Annotated in this window: 20 protein-coding genes; 11 read left to right on the forward strand and 9 right to left on the reverse strand. The window is 73.6% G+C overall.

The genetic code is table 11. The features are described 5' to 3' along the window. Nucleotides 1-220 precede the first annotated feature (220 nt). The gene (gene rlmB / locus KZ813_RS12925) at nt 221-970 is read left to right on the forward strand and encodes a 23S rRNA (guanosine(2251)-2'-O)-methyltransferase RlmB (protein WP_219755406.1); all 750 of its coding nucleotides are present in this window, start codon (nt 221-223) and stop codon (nt 968-970) included. A gap of 245 nt (nt 971-1,215) precedes the next feature. Here the strand turns inward: rlmB and KZ813_RS12930 are convergent, their stop codons facing one another. Beyond that, complete coding sequence (locus KZ813_RS12930) at nt 1,216-1,533, reverse strand: 2Fe-2S iron-sulfur cluster-binding protein (protein ID WP_219755407.1); 318 nt, start codon at nt 1,531-1,533, stop codon at nt 1,216-1,218. A gap of 54 nt (nt 1,534-1,587) precedes the next feature. On the opposite strand from KZ813_RS12930, the gene KZ813_RS12935 reads away from it, so the two are divergent. After that, nucleotides 1,588-2,214 carry a DNA-3-methyladenine glycosylase family protein gene (locus tag KZ813_RS12935; protein ID WP_219755408.1) on the forward strand — a complete coding sequence of 209 codons (627 nt, stop codon included), beginning with the start codon at nt 1,588-1,590 and terminating at the stop codon, nt 2,212-2,214. A gap of 73 nt (nt 2,215-2,287) precedes the next feature. Here the strand turns inward: KZ813_RS12935 and KZ813_RS12940 are convergent, their stop codons facing one another. Beyond that, the gene (locus KZ813_RS12940; RefSeq protein ID WP_219755409.1) at nt 2,288-3,103 is read right to left on the reverse strand and encodes a hypothetical protein; all 816 of its coding nucleotides are present in this window, start codon (nt 3,101-3,103) and stop codon (nt 2,288-2,290) included. A gap of 358 nt (nt 3,104-3,461) precedes the next feature. Here KZ813_RS12940 and KZ813_RS12945 point away from each other — a divergent pair, with 358 nt between their 5' ends. Beyond that, nucleotides 3,462-4,250, forward strand: a complete 789-nt coding sequence (locus KZ813_RS12945; protein WP_219755410.1) for a DUF6454 family protein — start codon at nt 3,462-3,464, stop codon at nt 4,248-4,250. A 30-nt stretch (nt 4,251-4,280) separates the two neighbouring features. Here the strand turns inward: KZ813_RS12945 and KZ813_RS12950 are convergent, their stop codons facing one another. Beyond that, complete coding sequence (locus KZ813_RS12950) at nt 4,281-4,625, reverse strand: hypothetical protein (RefSeq protein WP_219755411.1); 345 nt, start codon at nt 4,623-4,625, stop codon at nt 4,281-4,283. A gap of 68 nt (nt 4,626-4,693) precedes the next feature. After that, nucleotides 4,694-5,122 carry a DUF2147 domain-containing protein gene (locus KZ813_RS12955; protein WP_219755412.1) on the reverse strand — a complete coding sequence of 143 codons (429 nt, stop codon included), beginning with the start codon at nt 5,120-5,122 and terminating at the stop codon, nt 4,694-4,696. A gap of 24 nt (nt 5,123-5,146) precedes the next feature. Here KZ813_RS12955 and KZ813_RS12960 point away from each other — a divergent pair, with 24 nt between their 5' ends. Further along, complete coding sequence (locus KZ813_RS12960; protein ID WP_219755413.1) at nt 5,147-6,016, forward strand: phosphorylase family protein; 870 nt, start codon at nt 5,147-5,149, stop codon at nt 6,014-6,016. A gap of 29 nt (nt 6,017-6,045) precedes the next feature. Here the strand turns inward: KZ813_RS12960 and KZ813_RS12965 are convergent, their stop codons facing one another. Then, a complete protein-coding gene (locus KZ813_RS12965; protein WP_219755414.1) occupies nt 6,046-8,409 on the reverse strand; it encodes a TonB-dependent receptor domain-containing protein in 2,364 nt (787 codons plus the stop codon). A gap of 299 nt (nt 8,410-8,708) precedes the next feature. Between KZ813_RS12965 and KZ813_RS12970 the strand changes: the two genes are divergently transcribed. From KZ813_RS12970 to KZ813_RS12980, 3 genes are read left to right on the forward strand one after another with little or no spacing between them, the layout of a single operon-like run. Beyond that, nucleotides 8,709-10,664: a heme lyase CcmF/NrfE family subunit gene (locus KZ813_RS12970; protein WP_219755415.1), complete on the forward strand. Its 1,956-nt coding sequence runs from the start codon at nt 8,709-8,711 to the stop codon at nt 10,662-10,664. Continuing rightward, nucleotides 10,661-11,236, forward strand: a complete 576-nt coding sequence (locus tag KZ813_RS12975; RefSeq protein ID WP_219755416.1) for a DsbE family thiol:disulfide interchange protein — start codon at nt 10,661-10,663, stop codon at nt 11,234-11,236. Before KZ813_RS12970 ends, KZ813_RS12975 begins: the two co-directional genes overlap by 4 nt. Continuing rightward, on the forward strand, nt 11,233-11,634 hold the full coding sequence (locus tag KZ813_RS12980; RefSeq protein ID WP_219755417.1) for a cytochrome c-type biogenesis protein: 402 nt from the start codon (nt 11,233-11,235) through the stop codon (nt 11,632-11,634). The genes KZ813_RS12975 and KZ813_RS12980 overlap by 4 nt, the downstream gene beginning before the upstream one ends. A 213-nt stretch (nt 11,635-11,847) precedes the next feature. Here the strand turns inward: KZ813_RS12980 and KZ813_RS12985 are convergent, their stop codons facing one another. Beyond that, the gene (locus KZ813_RS12985) at nt 11,848-12,402 is read right to left on the reverse strand and encodes a DUF1440 domain-containing protein (protein WP_219755418.1); all 555 of its coding nucleotides are present in this window, start codon (nt 12,400-12,402) and stop codon (nt 11,848-11,850) included. A 273-nt stretch (nt 12,403-12,675) separates the two neighbouring features. Here KZ813_RS12985 and cysQ point away from each other — a divergent pair, with 273 nt between their 5' ends. The 4 genes from cysQ to KZ813_RS13005 all read left to right on the forward strand — a co-directional run bounded on the left by cysQ (nt 12,676) and on the right by KZ813_RS13005 (nt 18,911). Further along, nucleotides 12,676-13,491, forward strand: a complete 816-nt coding sequence (cysQ, locus tag KZ813_RS12990) for a 3'(2'),5'-bisphosphate nucleotidase CysQ (protein WP_219755419.1) — start codon at nt 12,676-12,678, stop codon at nt 13,489-13,491. A gap of 13 nt (nt 13,492-13,504) precedes the next feature. Next, the gene (cysD, locus tag KZ813_RS12995) at nt 13,505-14,401 is read left to right on the forward strand and encodes a sulfate adenylyltransferase subunit CysD (RefSeq protein ID WP_219755420.1); all 897 of its coding nucleotides are present in this window, start codon (nt 13,505-13,507) and stop codon (nt 14,399-14,401) included. A gap of 223 nt (nt 14,402-14,624) precedes the next feature. Continuing rightward, complete coding sequence (gene cysN, locus KZ813_RS13000; RefSeq protein WP_219755421.1) at nt 14,625-16,532, forward strand: sulfate adenylyltransferase subunit CysN; 1,908 nt, start codon at nt 14,625-14,627, stop codon at nt 16,530-16,532. Between the two features lie 321 nt (nt 16,533-16,853). Continuing rightward, nucleotides 16,854-18,911 carry a TonB-dependent receptor gene (locus tag KZ813_RS13005; protein ID WP_219755422.1) on the forward strand — a complete coding sequence of 686 codons (2,058 nt, stop codon included), beginning with the start codon at nt 16,854-16,856 and terminating at the stop codon, nt 18,909-18,911. A gap of 288 nt (nt 18,912-19,199) precedes the next feature. Here KZ813_RS13005 and KZ813_RS13010 read toward each other — a convergent pair whose 3' ends face one another. The 3 genes from KZ813_RS13010 to hppD form a co-directional block, all read right to left on the reverse strand. Continuing rightward, nucleotides 19,200-19,589, reverse strand: a complete 390-nt coding sequence (locus KZ813_RS13010; RefSeq protein WP_219755423.1) for a Rieske (2Fe-2S) protein — start codon at nt 19,587-19,589, stop codon at nt 19,200-19,202. Next, nucleotides 19,586-20,872, reverse strand: a complete 1,287-nt coding sequence (hmgA, locus tag KZ813_RS13015) for a homogentisate 1,2-dioxygenase (RefSeq protein WP_219755424.1) — start codon at nt 20,870-20,872, stop codon at nt 19,586-19,588. Before hmgA ends, KZ813_RS13010 begins: the two co-directional genes overlap by 4 nt. 309 nt (nt 20,873-21,181) lie before the next feature. Next, on the reverse strand, nt 21,182-22,246 hold the full coding sequence (gene hppD / locus KZ813_RS13020; protein ID WP_219755425.1) for a 4-hydroxyphenylpyruvate dioxygenase: 1,065 nt from the start codon (nt 22,244-22,246) through the stop codon (nt 21,182-21,184). Between the last annotated feature and the right edge of the window lie 153 nt (nt 22,247-22,399).

Raw genomic sequence — 22,399 nt, forward strand, 5'->3', positions numbered from 1 at the left:
CGGCGCTGTCGAAAGCGAGGGCGCCCAATGCCCGCGCCGGACCAGCCTGTCAACGCCTTCGATCGCCTTCTTCTCGGCACCACGACGGCGGTGCCGCGCGCCGGTTGCGTCGCGGCGCGCGCGCGCATAGCGTCCGCCGCATCCCTCTCCTCGCCGGAAAGCCCCTCGTCATGTCGCGTCGCCCGCTCGTCCCCCTTGCTCCCTGCCGGAGCCGCGGCTGATGCCGCGGCGCGGGCACCGGCCGAGCCAGCAGCAGGGCAATCGCACGCGGCTGTGGGGGCGCCACCCCGTGCTCGCCGCGCTCGCCAACCCGGCGCGGACGGTGCGCAAGGTGTGGGGCACGCGCGAGGCGCTGGGGCAGCTCGACCTGCCGCCGGTGCTGCCGATCGTCTTCGCCGAGGCGCCCGACCTCGGGCGGCTCGTCCCCGCCGACGCGCCGCACCAGGGGCTGGTGGCCGAGGTGGACCCGCTCGACGACGTCTGGCTGGGCGACCTGCTGGAGGAGGGCGCCGAGGACCAGCGCCCGCTCGTCGTGCTCGATCAGGTGACCGACCCGCACAATGTCGGCGCTATCCTGCGCTCCGCCGCGGCGTTCGACGCGCTCGGCATCGTCACGCAGGACCGCCACGCCCCGCCGGAATCGGGGGCGCTCGCGCGCGCCGCGTCGGGCGCGCTCGAGACCGTGCCCTGGGTGCGGGTCGTCAACCTCGCGCGCGCGCTCGACGAGATCGGCGAGGCGGGCTTCTGGCGGATCGGGCTGACCGGTCACGCCACCCAGACGCTGGCGCAGGCGATGGGGGCGCAGCGCGTCGCGATCGTGCTCGGCGCCGAGGGCGAGGGCATGCGCCAGAACACCGAGGCGCATTGCGACGAGCTGGCGCGGCTGCCGATCTCGGCCAAGGTGGAGAGCCTCAACGTCTCCAACGCCGCCGCGATCGCGCTCTACGCCGCGACGGCGCGGCTCGGCTGACGGTCGGTCGCGCGGGGGCGCGATGACGCAGCGACGAAGGTTGGTTCACGCGGAGGCGCGGCGGCGCAGAGAGGGGGTGCGCGGCAGCAGTGTCGCCCTCCGATCGCGGGCGTAGGCGCCGAGCGCCGGCCCGCGCTTCAGCTCCGCGTCTCCGCGCCTCCGCGTGAACAGCATCCTGGCGCTACGCGCCGTTTCTCGGCACCGCTCTCTTCGCGCGCGCCCCTAAGACCGATCGCGGCATAGCCTCAGTCGTCCGCGCCGACGCGCACCCGCAGGCCGTCCAGCGCCGGGCCGAACTCGATCTGGCACGACAGCCGCGAGGTCGAGCCGCGGTCGCTCGCGGCGTCGAGCAGGTCGTCCTCGTCCTGCCCCATCGCCGGCAGCAGCGACAGGAAGGCGGGGTCGACGTGGACGTGGCAGGTGGCGCAGCTGCAGCAGCCGCCGCACAGCGCCAGGATCTCGTCGATCCCGGCCTCGCGGATCACCTCCATCACCGACAGGCCGGCGGCCCCGTCGATCTCGCGTTCTTCCCCCGCGCGCGTCTCGACGATAAGCTTGGGCATGCTGGTCTCCACCGAAAATCGCCTGATCCATGCCGCTTGCCCGGGAGCCGCGCAATGGGGCTGAGCGCCGCGGCACTCACCGCGGGGCTGGACGAACTCGCCGCGATCGAGCCCGCCTTCGCCGCCGCGCTCGCGCGCGTCGGCTATCCCGCGCCGCGCGTCCGCGCCACCGGCTATGCCACGCTGCTGCGCACGATCGTCGGCCAGCAGGTGAGTGTGCGCGCCGCCGACTCGGTGTGGCGCAAGCTCGCCGAGCTGGGCGACCCGGGCGATCCCGCGCTGGTGACGGCGCTGAGCGACGAGGACATGCGGGGCTGCGGCTTCTCGCGGCAGAAGACCGGCTATGCGCGCAGCCTCGCCGGCCTGGTGACGAGCGGCGCGCTCGACCTCGCCGCGCTGCCCGCCGACGACGAGGAGGCGATCGCGCAGCTGGTGGCGGTGAAGGGGATCGGGCGCTGGTCGGCCGAGGTGTATCTGCTCTTCGCCGAGGGGCGGCCCGACATCTGGCCGGCGGGCGACCTGGCGGTGCAGATCGAGACCGGACGCATCCTCGGCCACGCCGAGCGCCCGAGCGAGAAGCTCACCCGCGCGCTGGCCGAGCCGTGGCGCCCGCACCGCGGCGCGGCGGCGATCTTCACCTGGCACCATTATGGCGCGGGGGCCGACGCCGCGCCGGTGTGACGAGAGGGCTCGCCGGTTCACGCCAAGGTGAAGCGAGCGGGCGCCCGGGCCGTCGCGTGGGACGCGGCGGTGGCTAGGCCATCCCCAGCCGCTTCCGCGCGCGCGGCGGGACGCGCAGCCACCCCTCGGCGAGCGCCCCGGCCGCGATCAGCGCGCCGGCGGCGAACAGCAGCGGTGCGGGGACGCCGAGCAGCGCGCGCGCCGCCGCGGCCCAGGTCGCGCCGGCCGCGACCGTGTCGAACGCCACCGCCTGGAGCAGGAGCGAGACCGCCACCGCGAGGAAGGCGCCGCCGTCCGGCCGTCCGCGGTACAGGATCAGCGCGCAGGCGGTCGCCGCGAGCATCGCCAGCTGGAACGACAGCGCGAAGCCGCTGTGCCCCGCCACTTCCCAGTCGAAGAAGCCCGGGATCGCGGGGAACAGCCGCCCCAGGATCGGCGGCAGGACCAGCAGCACGGTGGCGAGCATCGCCGCGGCGTGCGCGCGTACCTGTCGCCGCGCCAGCAGCGCCTGACGCACCAGCGCGACGAAGGTGACGAGCGCGAGCAGGTCGACCAGCGCGAGCCGGGCGCCGAAGCTGGCGTGGAACGGGTCACTCCGCGCCGCGAACAGCGCGACGCCGCCCTGCACCGCGGCCAGGCTGGCGCCGGCGAAGAGCGGCACCAGGGCGAACAGCGCGAGTCCCGCGGCGCGGTGCAGCGCGACGCGGCGATCGTGGATCGCCCAGAGCTGGACCGCGAGTAGCACCAGCCAGGCGGTGGCGCTCAGCCCGTGCGCGTGGAGCGCCAGCGGCGCGGCGCGCAGCGCGCCGAAATAGCCCGGCCAGAACGCCAGCAGGATCAGCGGCAAAAGCAGCAGCACCGCCCAGTGCGCGCGACGATAGGGCATCATCGTCCGTCTCCCTCCCGCGCCGCTGACCTGCTCGATCGGGCGCCCGCCGTTCTCCCCCGGCGGCGCCACCGTAGCGCATCCCGGCGGCGTCCGATTGGACGGACGGCGCCCCGGCCGCTCGGATCCTTACAAACGATCGACGATCGACTCTCGTCCGCGGGTCAGCCGGATGCTCACCCTCGGCGACCCACAGCGGCGCGCTGCCGCCGAACTGCAACCAAAGCTCAGCGTCGCTGACACATCGGCCTGCCAAGGGCGGCGCGGGGACGCGGCGGCGGAGGCGCAGATGGGGCGGACGACGATCGGTAGGGGCGCGATCGATAGGCGCGCGATCGGGCGGCGGGCGGGACGAGCGGCGGTGACCGCGGCGCTGCTGCTGCTCTCCGGACTGTCGGTGGCGGGTGCGTCCGAGCGGTTCGACGGTGCGGTCGAGGACGCGAAGCTGCTCGGCGCGCTCGCGCTCGACGGCGAGCTGTACCACGTCCAGGGGGTCGAGGTCGGCGCGCACCGCATCTGGGTCACCTCGGTCGACGGCGCCGCGCGGCGCGGCTACCTCCACGAGTTCGACCGTGCCACGGGGCGGTTCCTGCGCCGCGTCGAGCTCACCGACGGCGCGCGCTACCATCCCGGCGGGCTCTCCCTACACGACGGCAGCCTGTGGGTGCCCGTGGCGGAGATGCGCCCCAACAGCTCGGCGATACTCGTCGAGCTCGACGCCGCGACGCTGCGCGTGCGCCGCCGCCTGCGCGTCGCCGACCATCTCGGCTGCGTCGCGGTCGCGCCCGACGGCCGGCTGGTGGCGGGCAATTGGGACAGCCGGCTGCTCTACGTGATCGACCTGACCGACCCGACAGCGGTACGCGCCGTGCCCAACCCCTCGGCGACCCACTATCAGGACATGAAGTTCGTCGACGGCGCGCTGGTCGCGAGCGGCAACCTCGACCTGTGGAGCGGCACCGTCGATTTCCTCGACTGGCCCTCGCTCGCGCCGCGTCGTACGCTGCGCGCCGGCGCGATCGGGCCGGTGCGACCGTTCGGGCGCGGCGGGCCCTATACGGGGGAGGGCATGGCCATCCAGGGACAGGACCTCTACCTGCTGCCCGAGGACGGGCCGAGCCGGCTGTTCCACTTCCGCCTCGCCGCCTGAGCCGGGCGGAGCGCCGCGCGGTGGAGCGATCTAAGGGGTCGCCCGGTCGGGACGAGCGATCCCGCGGCTCAGTCGCTCGCCGTTGATCCGCCGCACGCGCTGGCGGACGTAGGCTACCTGCTCGCTGCTCAGCTGCCCATCCTGCGCGGCGAGCATCTGGCCGACCTCGCTCCGAAGCGCGGCGGCGGCGGCGAGCCGCTGGCGGCGCATCGTCGGCGTGACCGCCGAGGTGATGATGTTCGGCGCCGGCTCGAAGCGCGGCGCGCTCGCTGGCGTGTCGATCACCAGTCCGCTGCCGTTGCGATATTGCGCGCCGGCCGGGAGCGCGATCAACGGCATGGCCAGCACGGTCGCGATGATCAGACGATGGCGCATCTCGAATCCTCCCGCAGTGAGGCAGCGATGCTACCCTATCGGCGAGAGCTAAGCACCCTAAATCGCGTTCATTTTGCTGGCTTCCACACCTGGGTCTGGCAGAAGAAGGCGATGCAGCCCTTGACGTTGAGCGTGCCGTCGGCGTTGCGCGCGACGATCGACTTGTAGGTCTTGCCGTTGCGGGGATCGTAGATCTTGCCGCGCCAGTCCTTGCCCTCGTCGGTGAAGCCCGACAGGATCGGCATGCCCAGCACCGGGCGCGTGCGCAGCGCCGGGTCGGAATTGTTGACGTCGGTGTCGGGCGCCCCCGGGCGCTTCCTGAGGATGGTGGTGAGCCTGCCGCAGACGCTGCCCTCGCACGGCCCGACCGTGACCACGCCCGCGCCGTCCTCGGTGACATAGCGTCCCGCGATCGGGGTCGCGGCATCGGCGAGGGAGGGGATGACCACGGCGGCCGGGGCGAGCAGCGCGAGCGCGGCGAGAAGAGGGGAACGCATGGCCGAGACTATCGAGGAACGATGATGAACGCGCAATGGACGATAGGGATCATCGGCGGCTCGGGCCTGTACGCGATCGACGGGCTCGAAGAGGCCGAGTGGCGCGACGTCGCGACGCCGTGGGGGGCGCCGAGCGACCGGGTCCTGTTCGGCCGGCTCGGCGACGTCGCGGTGCGCTTCCTGCCGCGCCACGGTCGCGGCCACCGGCTCGCCCCCGGTGATATCCCCGCGCGCGCCAACGTGGACGCGCTCAAGCGCGCCGGCTGCACCGACCTGGTCGCGCTCTCCTCGGTCGGCTCGCTGCGCGACGAGCTGGCGCCGGGCACGTTCGTGCTGGTCGACCAGTTCGTCGACCGCACCGTCGCGCGCCCCGCCTCCTTCTTCGGCAGCGGGCTGGTGGCGCATGTCAGCTTCGCCGACCCGGTGTGCCAGCGGCTCTCCGCGCTGGCGGCGGCGGCGGTCACCGCGGCGGGCGGTCGCGTGGCCGAGCGCGCGACGTATCTGGCGATGGAGGGACCGATGTTCTCGAGCCGGGCGGAGAGCCGGCTGTACCGTGACTGGGGCTGCGACGTGATCGGCATGACCGCGCTGCCCGAGGCGCGGCTCGCGCGCGAGGCCGAGCTGCCCTACGCGCTGGTCGGCATGGTCACCGACTATGACTCATGGCGCGACGAGGGGCCCGCGGTCGATCTCGCCGCGGTGGTGGCGCAGGCGGCGGCGAACGGGCGGGTGGCGCGCGCGGCGGTGTCGGCGCTGGCGCGCGCGCTGCCGCCGGAGCGCTCGCCCGCGCCGGCCGACACCGCGCTCGACGGGGCGATCTTCACCGCGCCCGCGGCGCGCGACGCCGCCCTGGTCGAGCGCAACGCCGCGATCCTGGCGCGCGTGCTGGGGTGAGCCGTCGGGCGCGCCGTCGCGTCGCCCGGTCAGAACAGCTTGCGCACGCCCAGCCGGATCGAACGCCCGACCGGGTCGATCAGACCGGGCTGGAAGCGCAGCGGCGTGGCACCGAGCCGGTCGCGCACCGCGATGCGATCGTCGATCAGATTCTCGACCGTGAACGAGACCGACAATCGCTTCGCCCAGGGCCTGGCCACCAGCTTCTCGGCGTCGAGGTTGCCGTATAGCACCAGCCAGTCGCGCCCGGAGAAGCGCAGGTCGGCCGCGGGCAGCAGGTCGCGCACCCGCGTCGACCCCTGCAGCCGCGCGAAGAGGCCCAGCGACGCCGGGCCGTAGCTCCCCCCGAGGTTGCCCTCGACCTCCCACCGCGGCCGCCCACCGTTGCCGTCCAGCGTGGCGCCGTCGAGCAGGTCGAGCGCCGGCTGGCCCGGCAGCAGGGTCAGCCGGTCGGACAGCCGCCAGCTCGCGCTGCCCGTCACATAGACGCTCGGCCGCGGCCGCGGCGGCCTCGGCGGCGGCGCGTTGGGGTCAGGCGTGGCGGGCGGCGAAGGCGGCTTGGGGCCGAGCTCGGTGAACAGGTTGAGCGTGACGCGCAGCCGCCGCTCGTCCTCCTCCGCCACCGCGGCGGGGCGCAGGTCGAGCCGCACCAGCCGCCCCGCGGCGTCACGCCCGAAGCGGTCGGGGAAGGCCGCCTGGAAGCGCGAGTCGCCGCTCACCGGGGTGACGGTGCGGTCGCGCGTGCGGGTGGCGACATATTCCAGCCGCAGGTCGAACGGGCGCTCGGCGAACGGGCGCAGCGCCGCGGCCAACGTGGCGACGCGCGCTCGCTCGGGCGGCAGCGCCGGGTTGCCGCCGTACAGAGCGTCGACGAACACGCTGGTGCCGCTGGCATAATCGAACACCGGCACGTTGGGCACGATCACCGCGGCCGCGCCGAGCGAGGTGATCGGCGGGGCGGTCTGCGCCAGGTTGACCGAGCCGCTGAGCTCGATCGCGCGCGTCGGCTGCCAGGTCGCGCCATAGTTGAGGCTGGTCAGCCGCCCGAAGCCGGTGACGCGGCTGACGCCGAGCGTGCCCGTGGCGGCGAGCCGGCCGAGCGGCGCGAGCACGCCCTCGCTCGCCGCCGCGATCGGCAGCACCGCGCTGACGCTCGCCCCCGCGGTGGTGCGGTGCAGCCGCGGCACCGGCGCGACCTGGAGCGGCGGGTCCGCCTCGGTCTCGCCGCCGCTGGTCGAGCGCGCGAGGTCGGCGCTGGTGGTGACCAGCAGCTCGCCCGCGGGCAGCCGCAGCAGCGGGCCGCTCGCGGTGAGCTTGGCGTTGGCGGTGCCGGTGAGCGAGCGGCCGCGCGACGCCAGCACGCGCGCCGGATCGTCCCGCGCGCGCGCCTGCTCCGCGGTGACCGCGCCGCGCACCCGCTCGTAGCCGCCGGTCGCGTCCCAGATCCAGCGCCCGGCGCTGCCGTGGAGCCCGGCGTTGCCGCGCAGCGTCATCGCGGTGTCGCGCTGGCGCAGCGAGCTGCCGGGAAGGTACAGGCCGTCGCCCGCGCCGTCCGCCGTGTCGCCCAGGACCGGGGCGAGGCCGTTCCGTCGCAGGTTGCGCGTCGCCTCCATGCGCAGCGCGAGGTCCGCGTCGACGTGCGCGCCGATCGGGCGCGCCGCGGTGGCGTCGACCCGCAGCGTGTCGGTCAGCGGCTGGAGATATCGCCCCGCGCCGACGTCGGCGCTGCCGCCGCCCGCGAGCGGCACCGGTGCGGGCGCGATCGCGCGCTGCGCCTGGCGCACCGGCAGCTGGCGGAAGTGCGACACCTGCAGCGTGGCGCGGCGCGACAGGTCGATCCGCGTCGCGGTCGCCTCGGCATAGTGGGTCGCGCCGCCCCCGCGCGTGCTGGTGCCCGCGAGCTGCTGCGCCACCGTGGAGCGGAAATGCTTCACGGTCATCAGGTTGAGCACGCGAACCGTGGGCGGGTAGCCGAACCGCGCGGCGTCCTGCTCGGGCAGGATCTCGGCCCGCTCGATGGCCTCGGGCGGGATCGCCTCGATCTGGGCGAAGCCGTTGATGCGGCGCCCGTTGAGGAGGATCACGGGGTCACCCCCGGCGATCCCCGCGGTGAGCGGGCGCAGCCGATCGAGGATCTCCTTCAATCCCGTCACGCCGAGCGAGCGCAGCGCGCGCTGATCGAGCACCGCCACGGGGTCGTTGGCGCCGATCGCCGAGCCGGGCGGCCGTCGCGCCGCGACGACCACGTCGGGGTTGGCGCTGGCGGGGGGCTCGGGCGCGGGCTCCTGCGCGCTCGCGGGGGTGGCGAGCGCGGCGGCGCCCCATGTCAGCATCCTCACCCGCTCGCCCGGCATCGTGTCGCTCCGTTGGATCGCGCGCAGCCAAGCCGCCAAAGCGCGCGGGATCGCAGCCGGACCATGGCGGAAACAAGGCTGCCGCCAGATTGGCGGAGATTGAAGGGGCGAATCCTCGCCGGGAGCGGGGAGGGGGAGCGCCGGTGGCAGGCCGGTGGTGGAGGGGCTCTCCGCGCAGCGGCTCGTCTGCGGCAGCCCCCCTCCACCAGCCTGCGGCTGGTCCCCCTCCCCGTGCCGGGGAGGATCTGGGGCGTCACCGGCGGGCTCAGCCGATCCGCCTCGACGCTCCCGCGCCGCGCCGCTACAGCCGTGCGCGTGTCGCCCGCGTCCCTCCTCGCATGACCGCCGAGACCGGCCTCGTCGCCCTGTGGCTCGCCGCCGCGCTCGCGCTGGCGCAGCTCGTCCTCGGCGCGCTCGCGCTCAAACCCGGCGCCGACGCCGCACGTGCCGCCCCCACGGTGCGCGCGGTCGCGACCGTGCAGGGCGCGCTCGCGCTGGTCGCGATGGCGGCGCTGATCGCGGCCTTCCTCGCCTCGGACATGTCGGTCGCGCTCGTCGCCGCCAACAGCCACTCGATGAAGCCCTGGCTCTACAAGTTCGCGGGCGCCTGGGGCAACCACGAGGGCTCGATGCTGCTGTGGGTGACCATCCTCGGCCTCGCCGGCGCGGCGGTGGCGCGGCTGGAGCACCGCCTGCGCGCCGACACGCTGGTGGCGACGCTGGCGGCGCAGGCGACGATCGCGCTCGGCTTCTACGCCTTCCTGCTGTTCGCCTCCAACCCGTTCGCGCGGCTCGACCCGGCGCCCGCCGATGGCGCCGGGCTCAACCCGCTGCTGCAGGACCCCGGGCTCGCCTTCCACCCGCCGACGCTCTACGCCGGCTATGTCGGGCTGTCGGTCGCTTTCTCCTTCGCGGTGGGCGCGCTGGTGACGCGAGACGTTGGCACCGGCTTCGCGCGCGCGATGCGTCCCTGGGTGCTCGGCGCCTGGATCTTCCTGACGCTGGGCATCACCGCGGGCAGCTACTGGGCCTATTACGAGCTCGGCTGGGGCGGCTGGTGGTTCTGGGACCCGGTCGAGAACGCCAGCCTGATGCCGTGGCTCGCCGCGACCGCCTTGCTCCACTCGGTGAGCGTGCTGGCGACGCGCGACGGGCTGCGCGCCTGGACCGTGATGCTGGCGGTGGTAGCCTTCTCGATGAGCATGATCGGCACCTTCCTGGTGCGCTCGGGCATCCTGACGAGCGTCCACGCCTTCGCGGTCGACCCGCGCCGCGGCGCCTTCATCCTGGCGCTGCTGGTGATCTACATCGGCGGCGCGCTGCTGCTGTTCGGCCTGCGGATCGGCACCGTGCGCCAGGGCAAGCTGTTCGAGGCGGTCAGCCGCGAGGGCGCGCTGGTGGCGAACAACCTGCTGCTCACCGTGATCCTCGGCATCGTGCTGATCGGCACCTTCTACCCGATCGTCGCCGCCGCCATGGGGGTGCAGCTGTCGGTCGGGCCGCCCTTCTTCGACTCGACCGCGGGGCCGGTGGCGCTGCTGCTCGTCGCGGTGCTCGCCGCCGGGCCGGTGATGCGCTGGCGCCGCGACGAGGCGGGCGAGGTGGCGCAGCGGCTCTTCCCCGCGATCGCCGCCACGCTGTTCGCGGGCGTCGGCGCCTTCGTGCTGGGCGGGCCGATCGCGCCGCTGCCGCTGCTCGGCATCGCGCTCGGCGTCGGGCTGGCGGTGGCGAGCGTCGCGCCGCTGGCCAAGCGCGACCTGCGCCGCGCGCCGCTCCAGCTGTGGGGCATGGTGGTGGCGCATCTCGGCGTCGCGGTGGCGCTGATCGGCATGGCGGCGAGCACCGCCTACACGCAGGAGCGGCTGGTCGCGGTCGGCACCGGCGACCCCGCGCGCGTCGCGGGCTTCACCGTCCGGCTGGAGGGCGTGCGCCCGCTGGTGGGGGACAATTGGACCGCGCTCGAGGGCCGGCTGGCGGTGACGCTCGACGACGCGCCGGTCGCGGTGCTGCGCCCGCAGGTGCGCTATTTCACCACGCCCGTGACCACCACCAACGAGAGCGCGATCCTGACGCGCTGGGACGGGCAGCTCTACGCGGTGCTCGGCACGCTCGGCGAGGACGGGCGCTGGCAGCTGCGGCTGTGGTGGAAGCCGATGGTGACGCTGATCTGGTTCGGCGGCTTCCTGATCGCGCTGGGCGGCGCGCTCGCCCTCGTCGGGCATCAGTGGCGGCTGTGGCGCCAGCGCCGCCGCGCCGACGACCTCGCCGAGGCGACGGCCTGGGGCGCGGCATGAGCGCGGGCGAGACCGCGACCGGGGCGGGGCCACGGCGCGCGCGCTGGCTGCTGTGGCTGCCGCTCTGCGCCTTCGGCCTGGTGCTGGCGGTGGTGCTGTGGGGGCTGTGGCGCCCGGCCGACCGCACCGTCTATTCCGCGATGGTGGGCAAGCCGCTGCCTGAGTTCACGCTGCCCGCGATCGCGCCAGGCAAGCCCGGCGTGTCGAGCGCCGACTTCCGTCGCGGCACGCCGCGGTTGCTGAACGTCTTCGCCAGCTGGTGCGTGCCCTGCGTCGCCGAGGCGCCGCAGCTGCTGACGCTGCGCGCCGCCGGTGTGCCGATCGACGCGGTGGCGATCAAGGACACGCCCGCCGATGTCGCCGCCTTCCTCCAGCGCCACGGCGACCCCTATGCCAGCGTCGGCAGCGACCCGCACAGCCGGCTCCAGCTCGCGCTCGGCTCGTCGGGCGTGCCCGAGACCTTCGTGGTCGACGGGCAGGGTGTCATCCGGCTCCAGCACGTCGGCGACATCCGCGCGGACGACGTGCCCGCGCTGCTCCGGGCGCTGGCCGAGGCGCGCTCGCCGCGATGAGGCGCGCCGTCGCGTCGCTCGCGCTGCTGCTCGCCGCGCCCGCGGTGGCGCAGACCGCGCTGCCGCCGCTCGCCTACACCCAGCTGCGCGACCCCGAGCAGGAGCGCCGCGCGCGCGCGCTGATGGAGACGCTGCGCTGCCTCGTCTGCCAGGGCCAGTCGATCGCCGACAGCGACGCCGACATGGCGGGCGAGATGCGCGCGCTGGTGCGCCAGCGAGTCGCCGCGGGCGAGACGCCCCGCCAGGTGCGCGACTGGCTGATCGCGCGCTACGGCGACTATGTCAGCTACGACCCGCCGGTGTCGCGCGCGACGCTGCCGCTGTGGCTGGCGCCGCTGGTGCTGCTGGCGCTCGGCGTGCTGGTGGCGCGCGGCTCGTTCCGGCGGCGGGGACGGTAGCGGCGGGGCGGCAGGGCGCGATGCCCTTCGCGCGCTCTAGGCGTCCAAGGTTCCAGCGCTCCAAGGCCTAACCCAGTTGGTTCGAACCACCGGTGTGCTCCTACGCGCGCAGGAGCCCAGGGCCGCGAGCGTCGCCCGTGGGGGCCTGGGCTCCGGCGTTCGCCGGAGCACGGCTCGGCTTCGAGGGAGGACACCCCCTGCGATCGGAGAGCCTCACCCCGCCCGCGCCGTGCCCCAGCGTTGCGCCAGCACCGCGATCAGGCAGATCTCGATCGACATCGACCAGCAGACATGGCCGACCAGCTCGCTCCACAGCTCATAGCCGTTGAGGTTCCACAGCCAGCCCGTCGTGCCCGGCGCATAGGCGGGATGGCGGAAGCCGAGCGCGGGGATCAGCAGCCCGTGCATCACCGCGGTGATCGCCAGGCCGTAGGCGGCGCCATACCATTTCCGCACCGCGGGCCAGCGCGCCGCCAGAGCGACGTAGGCATAGGCGAAGACGAAGCTGAACCCCCAATGATACAGCATCACCGCGCCCGGCACCTTCACCGACTGGTACCAATAGTCGAGCGCGTGCCAGTCGACCCCGGCGCGGCCCAGCCAGGCGTCGAGATGCGCCGCCGGGGGCGAGACCTCGCCGGGCACGCGGGGCGGCATAGGGGCCTCCGTGCCCGACTTGACGAGCGAGCTGACCGCGCCGCCGACCAAGGTGGTGAGCAGGATCACGGTACGATCGATCGCGGCGTCGGGGAAGGTGGCCTGCTGCATCATGGCTTCCGGTGAGAGGTGAGCGATCGCGCCCGGGCGAGGGGCACTCGCCCCTCCTCTAGGAGCGCCGCGGCCGAGGGGCGCGCATCTCGGCCAGCGAAACTCCCAGATCGGCGGAAGCGTGCGCCAAGTCGCTCGCCCCGCCTCGCACCCGCCGCCGCTCCCAAACGGCGTACCCCGCCCGCCCTAGCACGCGCGCCCAACCCCAACTTGCGGAGGATCGCGCTTATTCTTGCTGGTCCCGGCGCGCGCGCCACGCCACATATGATGCCTATGACCGACATCACCGACCGTCCCGCGCTGCTCGCCGCGATCGTCGCGCTCGCCGAGGCGGGGGGCGACATCGTGTGGCGCCACTTCACCGCGGGCTGCGCCGTCATGCACAAGAGCGACGAGAGCCCCGTCACCGCCGCCGACCGCGACGCCGAGGCCGCGATCCTCGCCGGGCTCGCCGCGGTGGCGCCCGCCATCCCCGTCGTCGCCGAGGAACAGGCCGCCGCGGGCGACATCCCCGCGGTAGCGGACGCCTTCTTCCTGGTCGACCCGCTCGACGGCACCAAGGAGTTCGTCCGCCGCGGCGACGACTTCACCGTCAACATCGCCTTGGTCGAGCACGGCGTACCGACCATGGGCGTGGTCTATGCCCCCGCGCGCGACACGCTCTACTGGGGCGACGTCGAGCAGGGCGCCTGGACCGCGGCGCGCGCGCCCGGCGGCCGGCGCGGACCGGCGCGGTCGATCCGCGTCCGCGCCTGCGGTGGCGCGCCCTGCGCGGTGGCGTCGAAGAGCCACGCGATGCCCGGGCTCGACGAGTGGCTCGACGCCGGCGGGGTGCACGAGCGCGTCGCGGTGGGCTCCAGCCTCAAGTTCGCGCTGGTCGCGTGCGGCGAGGCCGACGTCTACCCGCGCACGGGGCCGACGATGGAATGGGACACCGCCGCGGGCGACGCGGTGCTGCGCGCCGCGGGCGGGCGCACGCTCGACGTGGACGGCGCGCCCTTCACCTACGGCAAGCCGGGCTATCGCAACGCCGGCTTCGTCGCCACCGGCGGCTACCAGCCCGCGCCGCTGCGCCCCTACCTCCGCTGAGAGCCGCCCGACGATGACGCTGACCCACCTCGACCGGCTCGAGGCCGAGAGCATCCATATCCTGCGCGAGGTGGTCGCGGTCGCGGAGCGGCCGGTGATGCTCTACTCGATCGGCAAGGACAGCGCGGTGATGCTGCATCTCGCGCGCAAGGCCTTCTATCCCGCGCCGCCGCCCTTCCCGCTGCTCCACGTCGACACGACCTGGAAGTTCCGGGCGATGTACGCGCTGCGCGACCGTGCCGCGCGCGAGGCCGGGATGGAGCTGATCGTCCACCGCAACCCCGAGGCGCTGGCGCGCGGGATCAACCCGTTCGACCATGGCGCGCTCCACACCGAATTGTGGAAGACCGAGGGGCTCAAGCAGGCGCTCGACCTGCACCGCTTCGACGCGGCGTTCGGCGGCGCGCGTCGCGACGAGGAGAAGAGCCGCGCCAAGGAGCGCATCTTCTCGTTCCGCAGCGCGACGCACCGCTGGGACCCCAAGGCGCAGCGCCCCGAATTGTGGCAGCTCTACAACGCACGCCACGCCAAGGGCGAGAGCATGCGCGTCTTCCCGATCTCCAACTGGACCGAGCTCGACGTGTGGCAGTATATCGCGCGCGAGCGGATCGAGATCGTGCCGCTCTATTTCGCCGCGCCGCGCCCGACGGTGGAGCGCGACGGGCTGCTGCTGATGGTCGACGACGAGCGCTTCCCGCTCGCGCCCGGCGAGGTGCCGGTGGAGCGCTCGATCCGCTTCCGCACGCTCGGCTGCTATCCCCTGAGCGGCGCGGTGGAGAGCGAGGCGGCGACGCTGCACGACGTGATCCGCGAGATGCTGCTCACCACCACCAGCGAGCGCCAGGGCCGCGCCATCGACCAGGACGCCGGCGCCAGCATGGAGCAGAAGAAGCAGCAGGGGTATTTCTGATGGGGGGCGCTGAGATCCTCCCCGGGACGGGGAGGGGGACCGGCCGCAGGCTGGTGGAGGGGGGGTGCCGCGAGGCGCTCGCTGCGAAGAGAGGGAGTGAAGCGCGCCGCCTGTCTCACCTCCTCACACCGCCTCGCCCGCGGAAGCCTCCCTCCACCACCGGCCTTCGGCTGCCGGTCCCCCTCCCCGTGCCGGGGAGGATCTACACCTCGGAACCCCGCGCATGACCACCTACCAGCCCGACGCGCTGATCCGCGCCGACGTCGCCGCCTATCTCCAGCGGCACGAGGAGAAGTCGCTGCTGCGCTTCCTGACCTGCGGCTCGGTCGACGACGGTAAGTCGACGCTGATCGGCCGGCTGCTCTACGACAGCAAGCACGTTTTCGAGGACCAGCTCGCCGCGCTCGAGGACGATTCGCGCCGGGTCGGCACGCAGGGCGGCAACATCGACTTCGCGCTGCTGGTCGACGGGCTCGCCGCCGAGCGCGAGCAGGGCATCACGATCGACGTCGCCTATCGCTTCTTCGCGACCGAGACGCGCAAGTTCATCGTCGCCGACACGCCGGGCCACGAGCAGTACACGCGCAACATGGTCACCGGCGCCTCCACCGCCGATCTCGCGGTGATCCTGGTCGACGCGCGCAAGGGTGTGCTGACCCAGACGCGGCGTCACTCGTACCTCGCGCAGCTGCTCGGCATCCGCCACGTCGTGTTGGCGATCAACAAGATGGACTTGGTCCACTACGACCAGGCCGCGTTCGACCGCATCCGCTTGGCCTATCGCGCCTTCGCCAGCGAGATCGGCCTCACCGATTTCCGCGCCATCCCGGTCTCGGGGCTCGGCGGCGATAATATCGCGACGCGCAGCACGCACATGGACTGGTATGACGGGCCGACGCTGATCGAGCATCTCGAGCAGGTGCCGGTCGACGCCGACCGCGCCGCGCGCGCGCCGTTCCGCCTGCCGGTGCAATGGGTCAACCGCCCCGATCTCGACTTCCGCGGCTTCGCGGGAACGATCGCGAGCGGCGCGGTGCGCCCGGGCGACGCGGTGCGGATCGTCCCCTCGGGGCGGACCACGACGGTCAAGCGGATCGTCGCGCTCGGCGGCGACCGGGCCGCGGCCGAGGCGGGCGAGGCGGTGACGCTGACGCTCGCGGACGAGGTCGACTGCTCGCGCGGCGACGTCATCGCCGCCGCGGGCGACCCGCCCGAGGTGGCCGACCAGTTCGAGGCGACCCTGGTGTGGATGGCGGAGGAGGCGATGCTGCCGGGGCGCAGCTACGCCTTCCAGCTCGCCACGCAGCGCGCCTCGGCGGTGCTGCGCCAGCCCAAGTACCAGGTGAACGTCAACACGCTGGAGCATACCGCCGCGCGCACGCTGGAGCTGAACGCGATCGGCGTGGCGACGCTGTCGCTGGATCGGCCGATCGTGTTCCAGCCCTATGAGCAGAGCCGTGAGCTGGGCGGCTTCATCCTGATCGACAAGGCGACCAACGCGACGGTCGCGGCGGGGATGATCCGCTTCGCGCTGCGCCGCGCCAGCAACGTGCACCGCCAGCCCACCGACGTGACGCGCGAGAAGCGCGCCGCGCTCAAGAACCAGCGGCCGGCGGTGCTGTGGTTCACCGGTCTGTCGGGCGCGGGCAAGTCGACCATCGCGAACCTCGTCGAGAAGCGGCTGGCGCGGATGAACCGCCACACCTTCCTGCTCGACGGCGACAACGTGCGCCACGGGCTCAACCGCGACCTCGGCTTCACCGACGCCGACCGGGTGGAGAACATCCGCCGCATCGGCGAGGTGGCGCGGCTGATGACCGACGCCGGGCTGATCGTGCTGACCGCCTTCATCTCGCCGTTCCGCGCCGAGCGCGACATGGTGCGCGCGATGCTGCCCGAGGGCGAGTTCGTCGAGGTCCACGTCGACACCGCGCTGGCCGCGGCGGAGGCCCGCGACGTCAAAGGGCTGTACGCCAAGGCGCGCGCCGGCCAGCTGGCGAACTTTACCGGGATCGACAGCCCCTACGAGCCGCCCGAGGCGCCCGAGCTGCGCGTCGACACCGCGGCGGAGAGCGCCGAGGCCGCGGCGGACCGGATCGTCGCGTGGCTGCTGGAGCGCGAGGAGGGATAGGGGCGGCTGGCGCGCGCGGCAGCGGATGAGGCAGTCGGCGAGTTCTTCCTAAGATCCTCCCCGCATGGCGGGGAGGGGGACCGCGCCGCCAAGCGGCGTGGTGGAGGGGGCTCACCACGCAGCGCAGCGCCCGCGGAGGCCCTACCTTCCCAGCCGGCGGTGGAGGGGGCTCCGCACGCAGCGCAGCGCCCGCGGAGGCCCCCCTCCACCATGCTGCGCATGGTCCCCCTCCCCGTGCCGGGGAGGATCGGGTACCCGCACGATCGCGATCAGTCACAACCCGCTCGCCCCCGCCGATGCGCTCCGCTACCGCCGCCGCACATGCGCAAGCTCCTGATCCCTGTCGCGATCCTCGCCTCCGCCCCGGCCGCGGCGCAGGACGCTCCCGCCCCGCCGGCCGATATCGTCGTCACCGGCCGCGGGCTCGACGAGCGCGCCGGCGACCGCGCCTTCTCCATCGTCACGATCGACCAGGAGCGGCTGCGCGCCAACGCCAGCGACCGGCTCGAGAGCGTGCTCGCCGACGTCGCCGGGCTGCAGCAGTTCCGCCGCTCCGACTCGCGCTCGGCCAACCCCACCAGCCAGGGGATCAGCCTGCGCGGCATCGGCGGCAACGCCTCCAGCCGCGCCCTGCTGCTGCTCGACGGCGTGCCCGAGACCGACCCGTTCGGCGGCTGGGTGCCGTTCCCGGCCTATGCCACCGACCGGCTCGGCCGCGTCCGAGTCACCCGCGGCGGCGGCAGCGGCTATCTCGGCGCGGGGGCGCTGGCGGGCACGGTCGAGCTGGAGAGCGCCGACCCGCGCCAGCTCGCGCCGGTGATGGCGTCGCTCGCCTATGGCAGCCGCGACTCGGTCGATGCGAACGCCTCGGCGACGCTGACCAGCGGCGTCGGCTTCGCCACCGTCTCGGGCGCGTACCAGCGCGGGGACGGCTTCATCCCGACCGTGCGCGAGGACCGCGGCCCGGCCGACCGCGCGGCGCCCTACGAGCAGGCCTCGGGGGCGGTGCGCGGCGTGATCGCGCTGGCGCCCGCGGTCGAGCTCCAGGCCAATGTCTCGGCCTTCACCGACACGCGCGAGCGCGGCACCGCCTTCACCGACAATCGCAGCGAGGGCGCCGACGCCAGCCTGCGCCTGGTCGGGCGTGGGCGATGGGGCTTCACCGCTCTGGCCTATCTCCAGACGCGCGCCTTCGCGTCACGCTTCGCCAGCGTCGACGCGGCGCGCACCCGCGCCACCGAGACGCTCAACCAGTATAACACGCCCGCGACCGGCACCGGTGCGCGGCTGGAGATCGCGCCGCCGGTGGGCGAGGGGCGCGAGCTGCGGCTCGGCGCGGAGTGGCGCGACGTCAGCGGGCGCACGCAGGAGCTGTACACCTTCGTCAACGCCGCGCCGACGCGCCGCCGCGTCGCCGGCGGCGACCAGCGCACGCTCGGCGCCTTCGCCGATGCCAGCGCCACGCTCGGCACGCTGACGCTCACCGCGGGCGGGCGAGTCGACTGGTGGCGGATCGACGGGGGCTTCCTGCGCGAGACCCCGCTGGCGGCGGGGGCGGCGCTGACCGACGCGCGCTTCGCCGACCGCAGCGGCAGCGAGGCGACCGGGCGCGTCGGCGCGGCCTGGGCGCCGGTGCGCGCGGTGACGTTCCGCGCGGCGGGCTATCGCGGCTGGCGGCTGCCGACGCTCAACGAGCTGTACCGCCCCTTCCGCGTCGGCGCCGACGCCACCGCGGCCAACGCCGCGCTCGCGCCCGAGGCGCTGACCGGCGTCGACGGCGGCGTTACGCTCGCGCCGCTCGCCGGGCTGGCGCTGACCGCGACGGTGTTCTGGAACCGGCTCGACGACGCGATCGCCAACGTCACCGCGGGCAATGGGCCGGGGACCTTCCCCGGGGTCGGCTTCGTCGCTGGGGCGTATCGCGTGCGGCAGAACCTCGACTCGATCCGCTCGCGCGGGGTGGAGCTCGACGCGCGCTGGACGCTCGGCGCGGTGACCGCCTCGGGCTCGTGGAGCCACGTCGACCCGCGCGTCGCGGCGAGCGGCGCGGCCGCCGCGCTCGACGGGCTGCGCCCGGCGCAGACGCCGCTCGACCAGCTCTCCGCGACGCTCGGCTGGCGGCGCGACCGGTTGGCCGCGTCGGCGACGCTGCGCCACGTCGCGCGCCAGTTCGAGGACGACCAGAACCTCCGCGCGCTGGCGCCGGCGACCACGCTCGACGGCTATCTCGCGCTGCCGCTGACCCGGACGGTGGCGGTGGAGGCGCGCGCGGAGAACCTCTTCGACGCGCGCGTCGAGGCCGGGGTCAGCGGCGCCGATGTGGTCGAGCGCGCCACGCCGCGCACCTTGTGGCTGGGGCTGCGCTTCCGCGGGGGGTGAGTCGCTGCGCGTCCCAAGGGGAGGCTGGCGATCGAAGACGAACATACACCTCGTCGCCCGTGAGAGTATCCTTCTGCGACGCTCTTCCGCCATCCCGGACTTCCTCCGGGACCTACCGTGCCGCATGTTCCTCGAACATCGCTTCTGCGGAGGAGTGGTTCTGGGACAAGTCCGTGATGACGGCAGGTGAGCGTCCCTGGCGTCGAAGGGGGGCTGAAGGGGAGGGCCAAGTCAGCCCCTACTTGCCCCTGAAGGGCAGGGACAATCGTTCTCTCCTCCGCCCGCGCGTCACGCCGTGACAATGATCCCGTCGCACACCGTCACCGGCCAGGCCGCCAGCCGCGCGCCGACGCACGGTCCCGCGACGCAGGCGCCGTCCTCGACGCGGAACAGCGCGCCGTGCCACGAACAGCGCACGTGGCCCGCGGCGACGTAATCGTCGAGCACCTGCGCCAGCGGCAGCCCGGCGTGCGGGCAGCGGTCGATATAGCCGAACACCGCTTCCCCGCGCCGCACCACGAAGCCGTGGAACCGCCCCGCGCGCAGCTGGAGCACGAAGTTGCGCGCCGCGCCGTCCGCGACCGCGTCGAGCGGCGCGAGCGCGACGCCCGCTGGGGTCGCGTCGACGCGCGCGCCCGCCGGCGCGCTCGCGGCGCCCTCGGCCTCGCCCGCGCTCATCCGCGCGACGTCACCTGCGCCTTGGGGAAATCCTTCCACACCGCGTCATAGTCGAGCTGCGCGTGCGCCAGCGCGTGCGACGTCGGGCGATAGGGCCAGCAGCTCTCGAGCATGAAGGCCATCGTGCCGTCGATCTTGTGCGGCTTCAGCTCGGCCTCGGAGGCGCCGCGCCAGCTCGCCAGGTCGGGGCCGTGCCCAGCCATCATGTTGTGGAGCGACAGCCCGCCCGGGCGGAAACCCTCGGCCTTGGCGTCATAGGCGCCGGTGATCAGCCCCATCGCCTCGCTCATCACGTTGCGGTGGAACCAGGGCGGGCGGAACGTGTCCTCCGCCACCATCCAGCGCGGCGGGAAGATCACGAAGTCCGCGTTGGCGCGGCCGGGCACGTCGCTCGGGCTGGTCAGCACGGTGAAGATCGACGGGTCGGGATGGTCGAAGCTGACCGTGTTGATCGTCATGAAGCGCGCGAGGTCGTAGCGCCACGGCGCGAGATTGCCGTGCCACGCCACCACGTCGAGCGGGCTGTGGTCGAGCGTGGTCGTCCACAGCGTGCCGAGGAACTTCTGGATCACCTCGGTCGGGCGATCCTCGTCCTCGTAGCGCGCGACGGGGGTCTCGAAATCGCGCGGGTTGGCGAGGCCGTTGGCGCCGATCGGGCCGAGATCGGGGAGGCGGAACAGCGCCCCGTGGTTCTCCGCGACATAGCCGCTGGCGTGGCCGTCGGGCAGGGTGGCGCGGAAGCGTACCCCGCGCGGCACCAGCGCGACCTGCCCGGGCGCGACCTCGACCCGGCCGAGCTCGGTGTCGAGCCGCAGCCGCCCGGCCTGGGGGATGAACAGCAGCTCGCCGTCCGAGTCCATGAAGACGCGGTCGGTCATGTCGCGGTTCGCGGCATAGACGTGGAGCGCGACCCCCTCCAGCTCGGTCGGGTCGCGGTTGGCGAGCATCGTGACCAGGCCGTCGACGAGGTCGGTCGGCGCCGCGGGCGCGGCGAGCGGGTCCCAGCGCAGCCGGTTGGGGGCGAGCGGCGCGGAGTCGGTGCCGGGGGCGAGCAGCGCCGCGCCGGCGTAGCGGCGGTACGGTGGGTGCTCGGCGGTGGGGCGCAGGCGGTAGAGCCAGGAGCGGCGGTTCTCATGGCGCGGCGCGGTGAAGGCGGTGCCGGAGAGCTGCTCGGCGTAGAGCCCGAAGGCGGGTCGCTGGGGCGAGTTGCGCCCGACCGGCAGCGCGCCGGGCACCGCCTCGGTCGAGACGTGGTTGCCGAAGCCGGGGATATAGTCGCTCATGCGCCGCTCCTCTCGATGGTGCCACGGGTAAGGTCGGGTCGATCGCTGTCGACGTCGTTCGCCACGGCGTGCAAGTCGGCCGTCTGCCGCGTCCGGGGCTCCGCCACTAGACGCCCGCCTTCCACCGCGATCTCCCCTCCTTCGCCATCCCCTTGCAGGCGGGGATCCATAAACGCTGACGTCGGTGCAAGAAGCGCAGCATCAGCGCGTCTGGATCCCCGCCTGCGCGGGGATGACGAAGGAGGGAGGGGCGGGCTGCGACGATAAAGGAGACCCGTCCGGTACTCGCCCGCCGCCCGCCGCCCGCTCTCACGCATCTACCGTGATCACCCCGCGGCGGATCTGGTCGAGCTCGATCGACTCGTACAGCGCCTGGAAATTGCCGTTGCCGAACCCCTGGTTGCCCTTGCGCTGGATGATCTCGAAGAAGATCGGCCCCACCATCGTCTCGGTGAAGATCTGGAGCAGCAGCCCCTCCTCGCCGACGTTGCCGTCGATCAGGATGCGGTTCTCGCGCAGCCGCTCGAGGTCCTCGCCATGGCCGGGGACGCGCTGGTCGACCAGCTCGTAATAGGTCTCGATCGTGTCCTGCAGCCGCACCCCGCGCGCGCGCAGCCGCTCCACCGTGGCGTAGATGTCGTCGGTGGTGAGCGCGAGATGCTGGATGCCCTCGCCGTTATAGTCGCGGATGAACTCCTCGATCTGGCTCTTGTCGTCCTGGCTCTCGTTGAGCGGGATGCGGATCGCGCGGTCGGGCGCGATCATCGCCTGGCTGAACAGGCCGGTCGCCTTGCCCTTGATGTCGAAGTACTTCTGCTCCTCGAAGCCGAAGATCTGGCCGTAGAATTCGGCCCAGACCCGCATCTGGCCGCGACGGACATTGTGGGTGAGATGGTCGAGCAGGTCGAGCCCGACGTTGTTCTCGGCCTCTGCCTCGGCGGCGCCGGGCACCTCGTCCCAGTCGTCGTAGATCGAGCCCGCCGCGCCGTGGCGGTCGACCAGGTAGAGCAGCGAGCCGCCGATCCCCTCCAGCGCGGGGATGTCGTCGAGCGCCTGCCCCGCGGGCGCGGGTCGGGCGCCGCGCGCGACCGCGGCGTCATAGGCGGCGCGCGCGTCCTGGACGCGGAACGCCATCGCGCTCGCCGACGGCCCGTGCGCGGCGCGGAAGTCGGCGGCGTGGCCGCTCGCCTCGCGGTTGATCAAGAGATTGATGCGGCCCTGCTTGTAGCGGGTGAGCGCGCGCGTCGGGTGGGTCGCGGCGGCGACGAAGCCCATCGCCTCGAACTGCGCGGCGAGCGCGTCCGGGTCGGGCGCGGTGAACTCGCAGAACTCGAAGCCGTCGAGCCCCATCGGATTGACGTCGATATGCTGCATGGTCAGCCTCTCTGGTATCGATAGATACGATATCAGGTGAGACCAGTCGCGGTCAACGCGGTCGTGATGGGTCGGCGCGGCGACGGGACGCCGTGAGGAAGGTCGTTCACGCGGAGGCGCGGAGAAGGTGCGTCCGCCGCGGCAGCGGCTCTC

This window comes from Sphingomonas folli (assembly GCF_019429525.1).
Classification (GTDB): Bacteria; Pseudomonadota; Alphaproteobacteria; order Sphingomonadales; family Sphingomonadaceae; genus Sphingomonas; species Sphingomonas folii.

Coding starts and splice junctions, on each gene's coding strand:
- rlmB (WP_219755406.1), top strand. CDS start 221: ATGCCGCGGCGCGGGCACCGGCCGAGCCAGCAGCAGGGCAATCGCACG.
- KZ813_RS12930 (WP_219755407.1), bottom strand. CDS start 1,533: ATGCCCAAGCTTATCGTCGAGACGCGCGCGGGGGAAGAACGCGAGATC.
- KZ813_RS12935 (WP_219755408.1), top strand. CDS start 1,588: ATGGGGCTGAGCGCCGCGGCACTCACCGCGGGGCTGGACGAACTCGCC.
- KZ813_RS12940 (WP_219755409.1), bottom strand. CDS start 3,103: ATGATGCCCTATCGTCGCGCGCACTGGGCGGTGCTGCTGCTTTTGCCG.
- KZ813_RS12950 (WP_219755411.1), bottom strand. CDS start 4,625: ATGCGCCATCGTCTGATCATCGCGACCGTGCTGGCCATGCCGTTGATC.
- KZ813_RS12955 (WP_219755412.1), bottom strand. CDS start 5,122: ATGCGTTCCCCTCTTCTCGCCGCGCTCGCGCTGCTCGCCCCGGCCGCC.
- KZ813_RS12960 (WP_219755413.1), top strand. CDS start 5,147: ATGAACGCGCAATGGACGATAGGGATCATCGGCGGCTCGGGCCTGTAC.
- KZ813_RS12970 (WP_219755415.1), top strand. CDS start 8,709: ATGACCGCCGAGACCGGCCTCGTCGCCCTGTGGCTCGCCGCCGCGCTC.
- KZ813_RS12975 (WP_219755416.1), top strand. CDS start 10,661: ATGAGCGCGGGCGAGACCGCGACCGGGGCGGGGCCACGGCGCGCGCGC.
- KZ813_RS12980 (WP_219755417.1), top strand. CDS start 11,233: ATGAGGCGCGCCGTCGCGTCGCTCGCGCTGCTGCTCGCCGCGCCCGCG.
- KZ813_RS12985 (WP_219755418.1), bottom strand. CDS start 12,402: ATGCAGCAGGCCACCTTCCCCGACGCCGCGATCGATCGTACCGTGATC.
- cysQ (WP_219755419.1), top strand. CDS start 12,676: ATGACCGACATCACCGACCGTCCCGCGCTGCTCGCCGCGATCGTCGCG.
- cysD (WP_219755420.1), top strand. CDS start 13,505: ATGACGCTGACCCACCTCGACCGGCTCGAGGCCGAGAGCATCCATATC.
- cysN (WP_219755421.1), top strand. CDS start 14,625: ATGACCACCTACCAGCCCGACGCGCTGATCCGCGCCGACGTCGCCGCC.
- KZ813_RS13005 (WP_219755422.1), top strand. CDS start 16,854: ATGCGCAAGCTCCTGATCCCTGTCGCGATCCTCGCCTCCGCCCCGGCC.
- KZ813_RS13010 (WP_219755423.1), bottom strand. CDS start 19,589: ATGAGCGCGGGCGAGGCCGAGGGCGCCGCGAGCGCGCCGGCGGGCGCG.
- hmgA (WP_219755424.1), bottom strand. CDS start 20,872: ATGAGCGACTATATCCCCGGCTTCGGCAACCACGTCTCGACCGAGGCG.
- hppD (WP_219755425.1), bottom strand. CDS start 22,246: ATGCAGCATATCGACGTCAATCCGATGGGGCTCGACGGCTTCGAGTTC.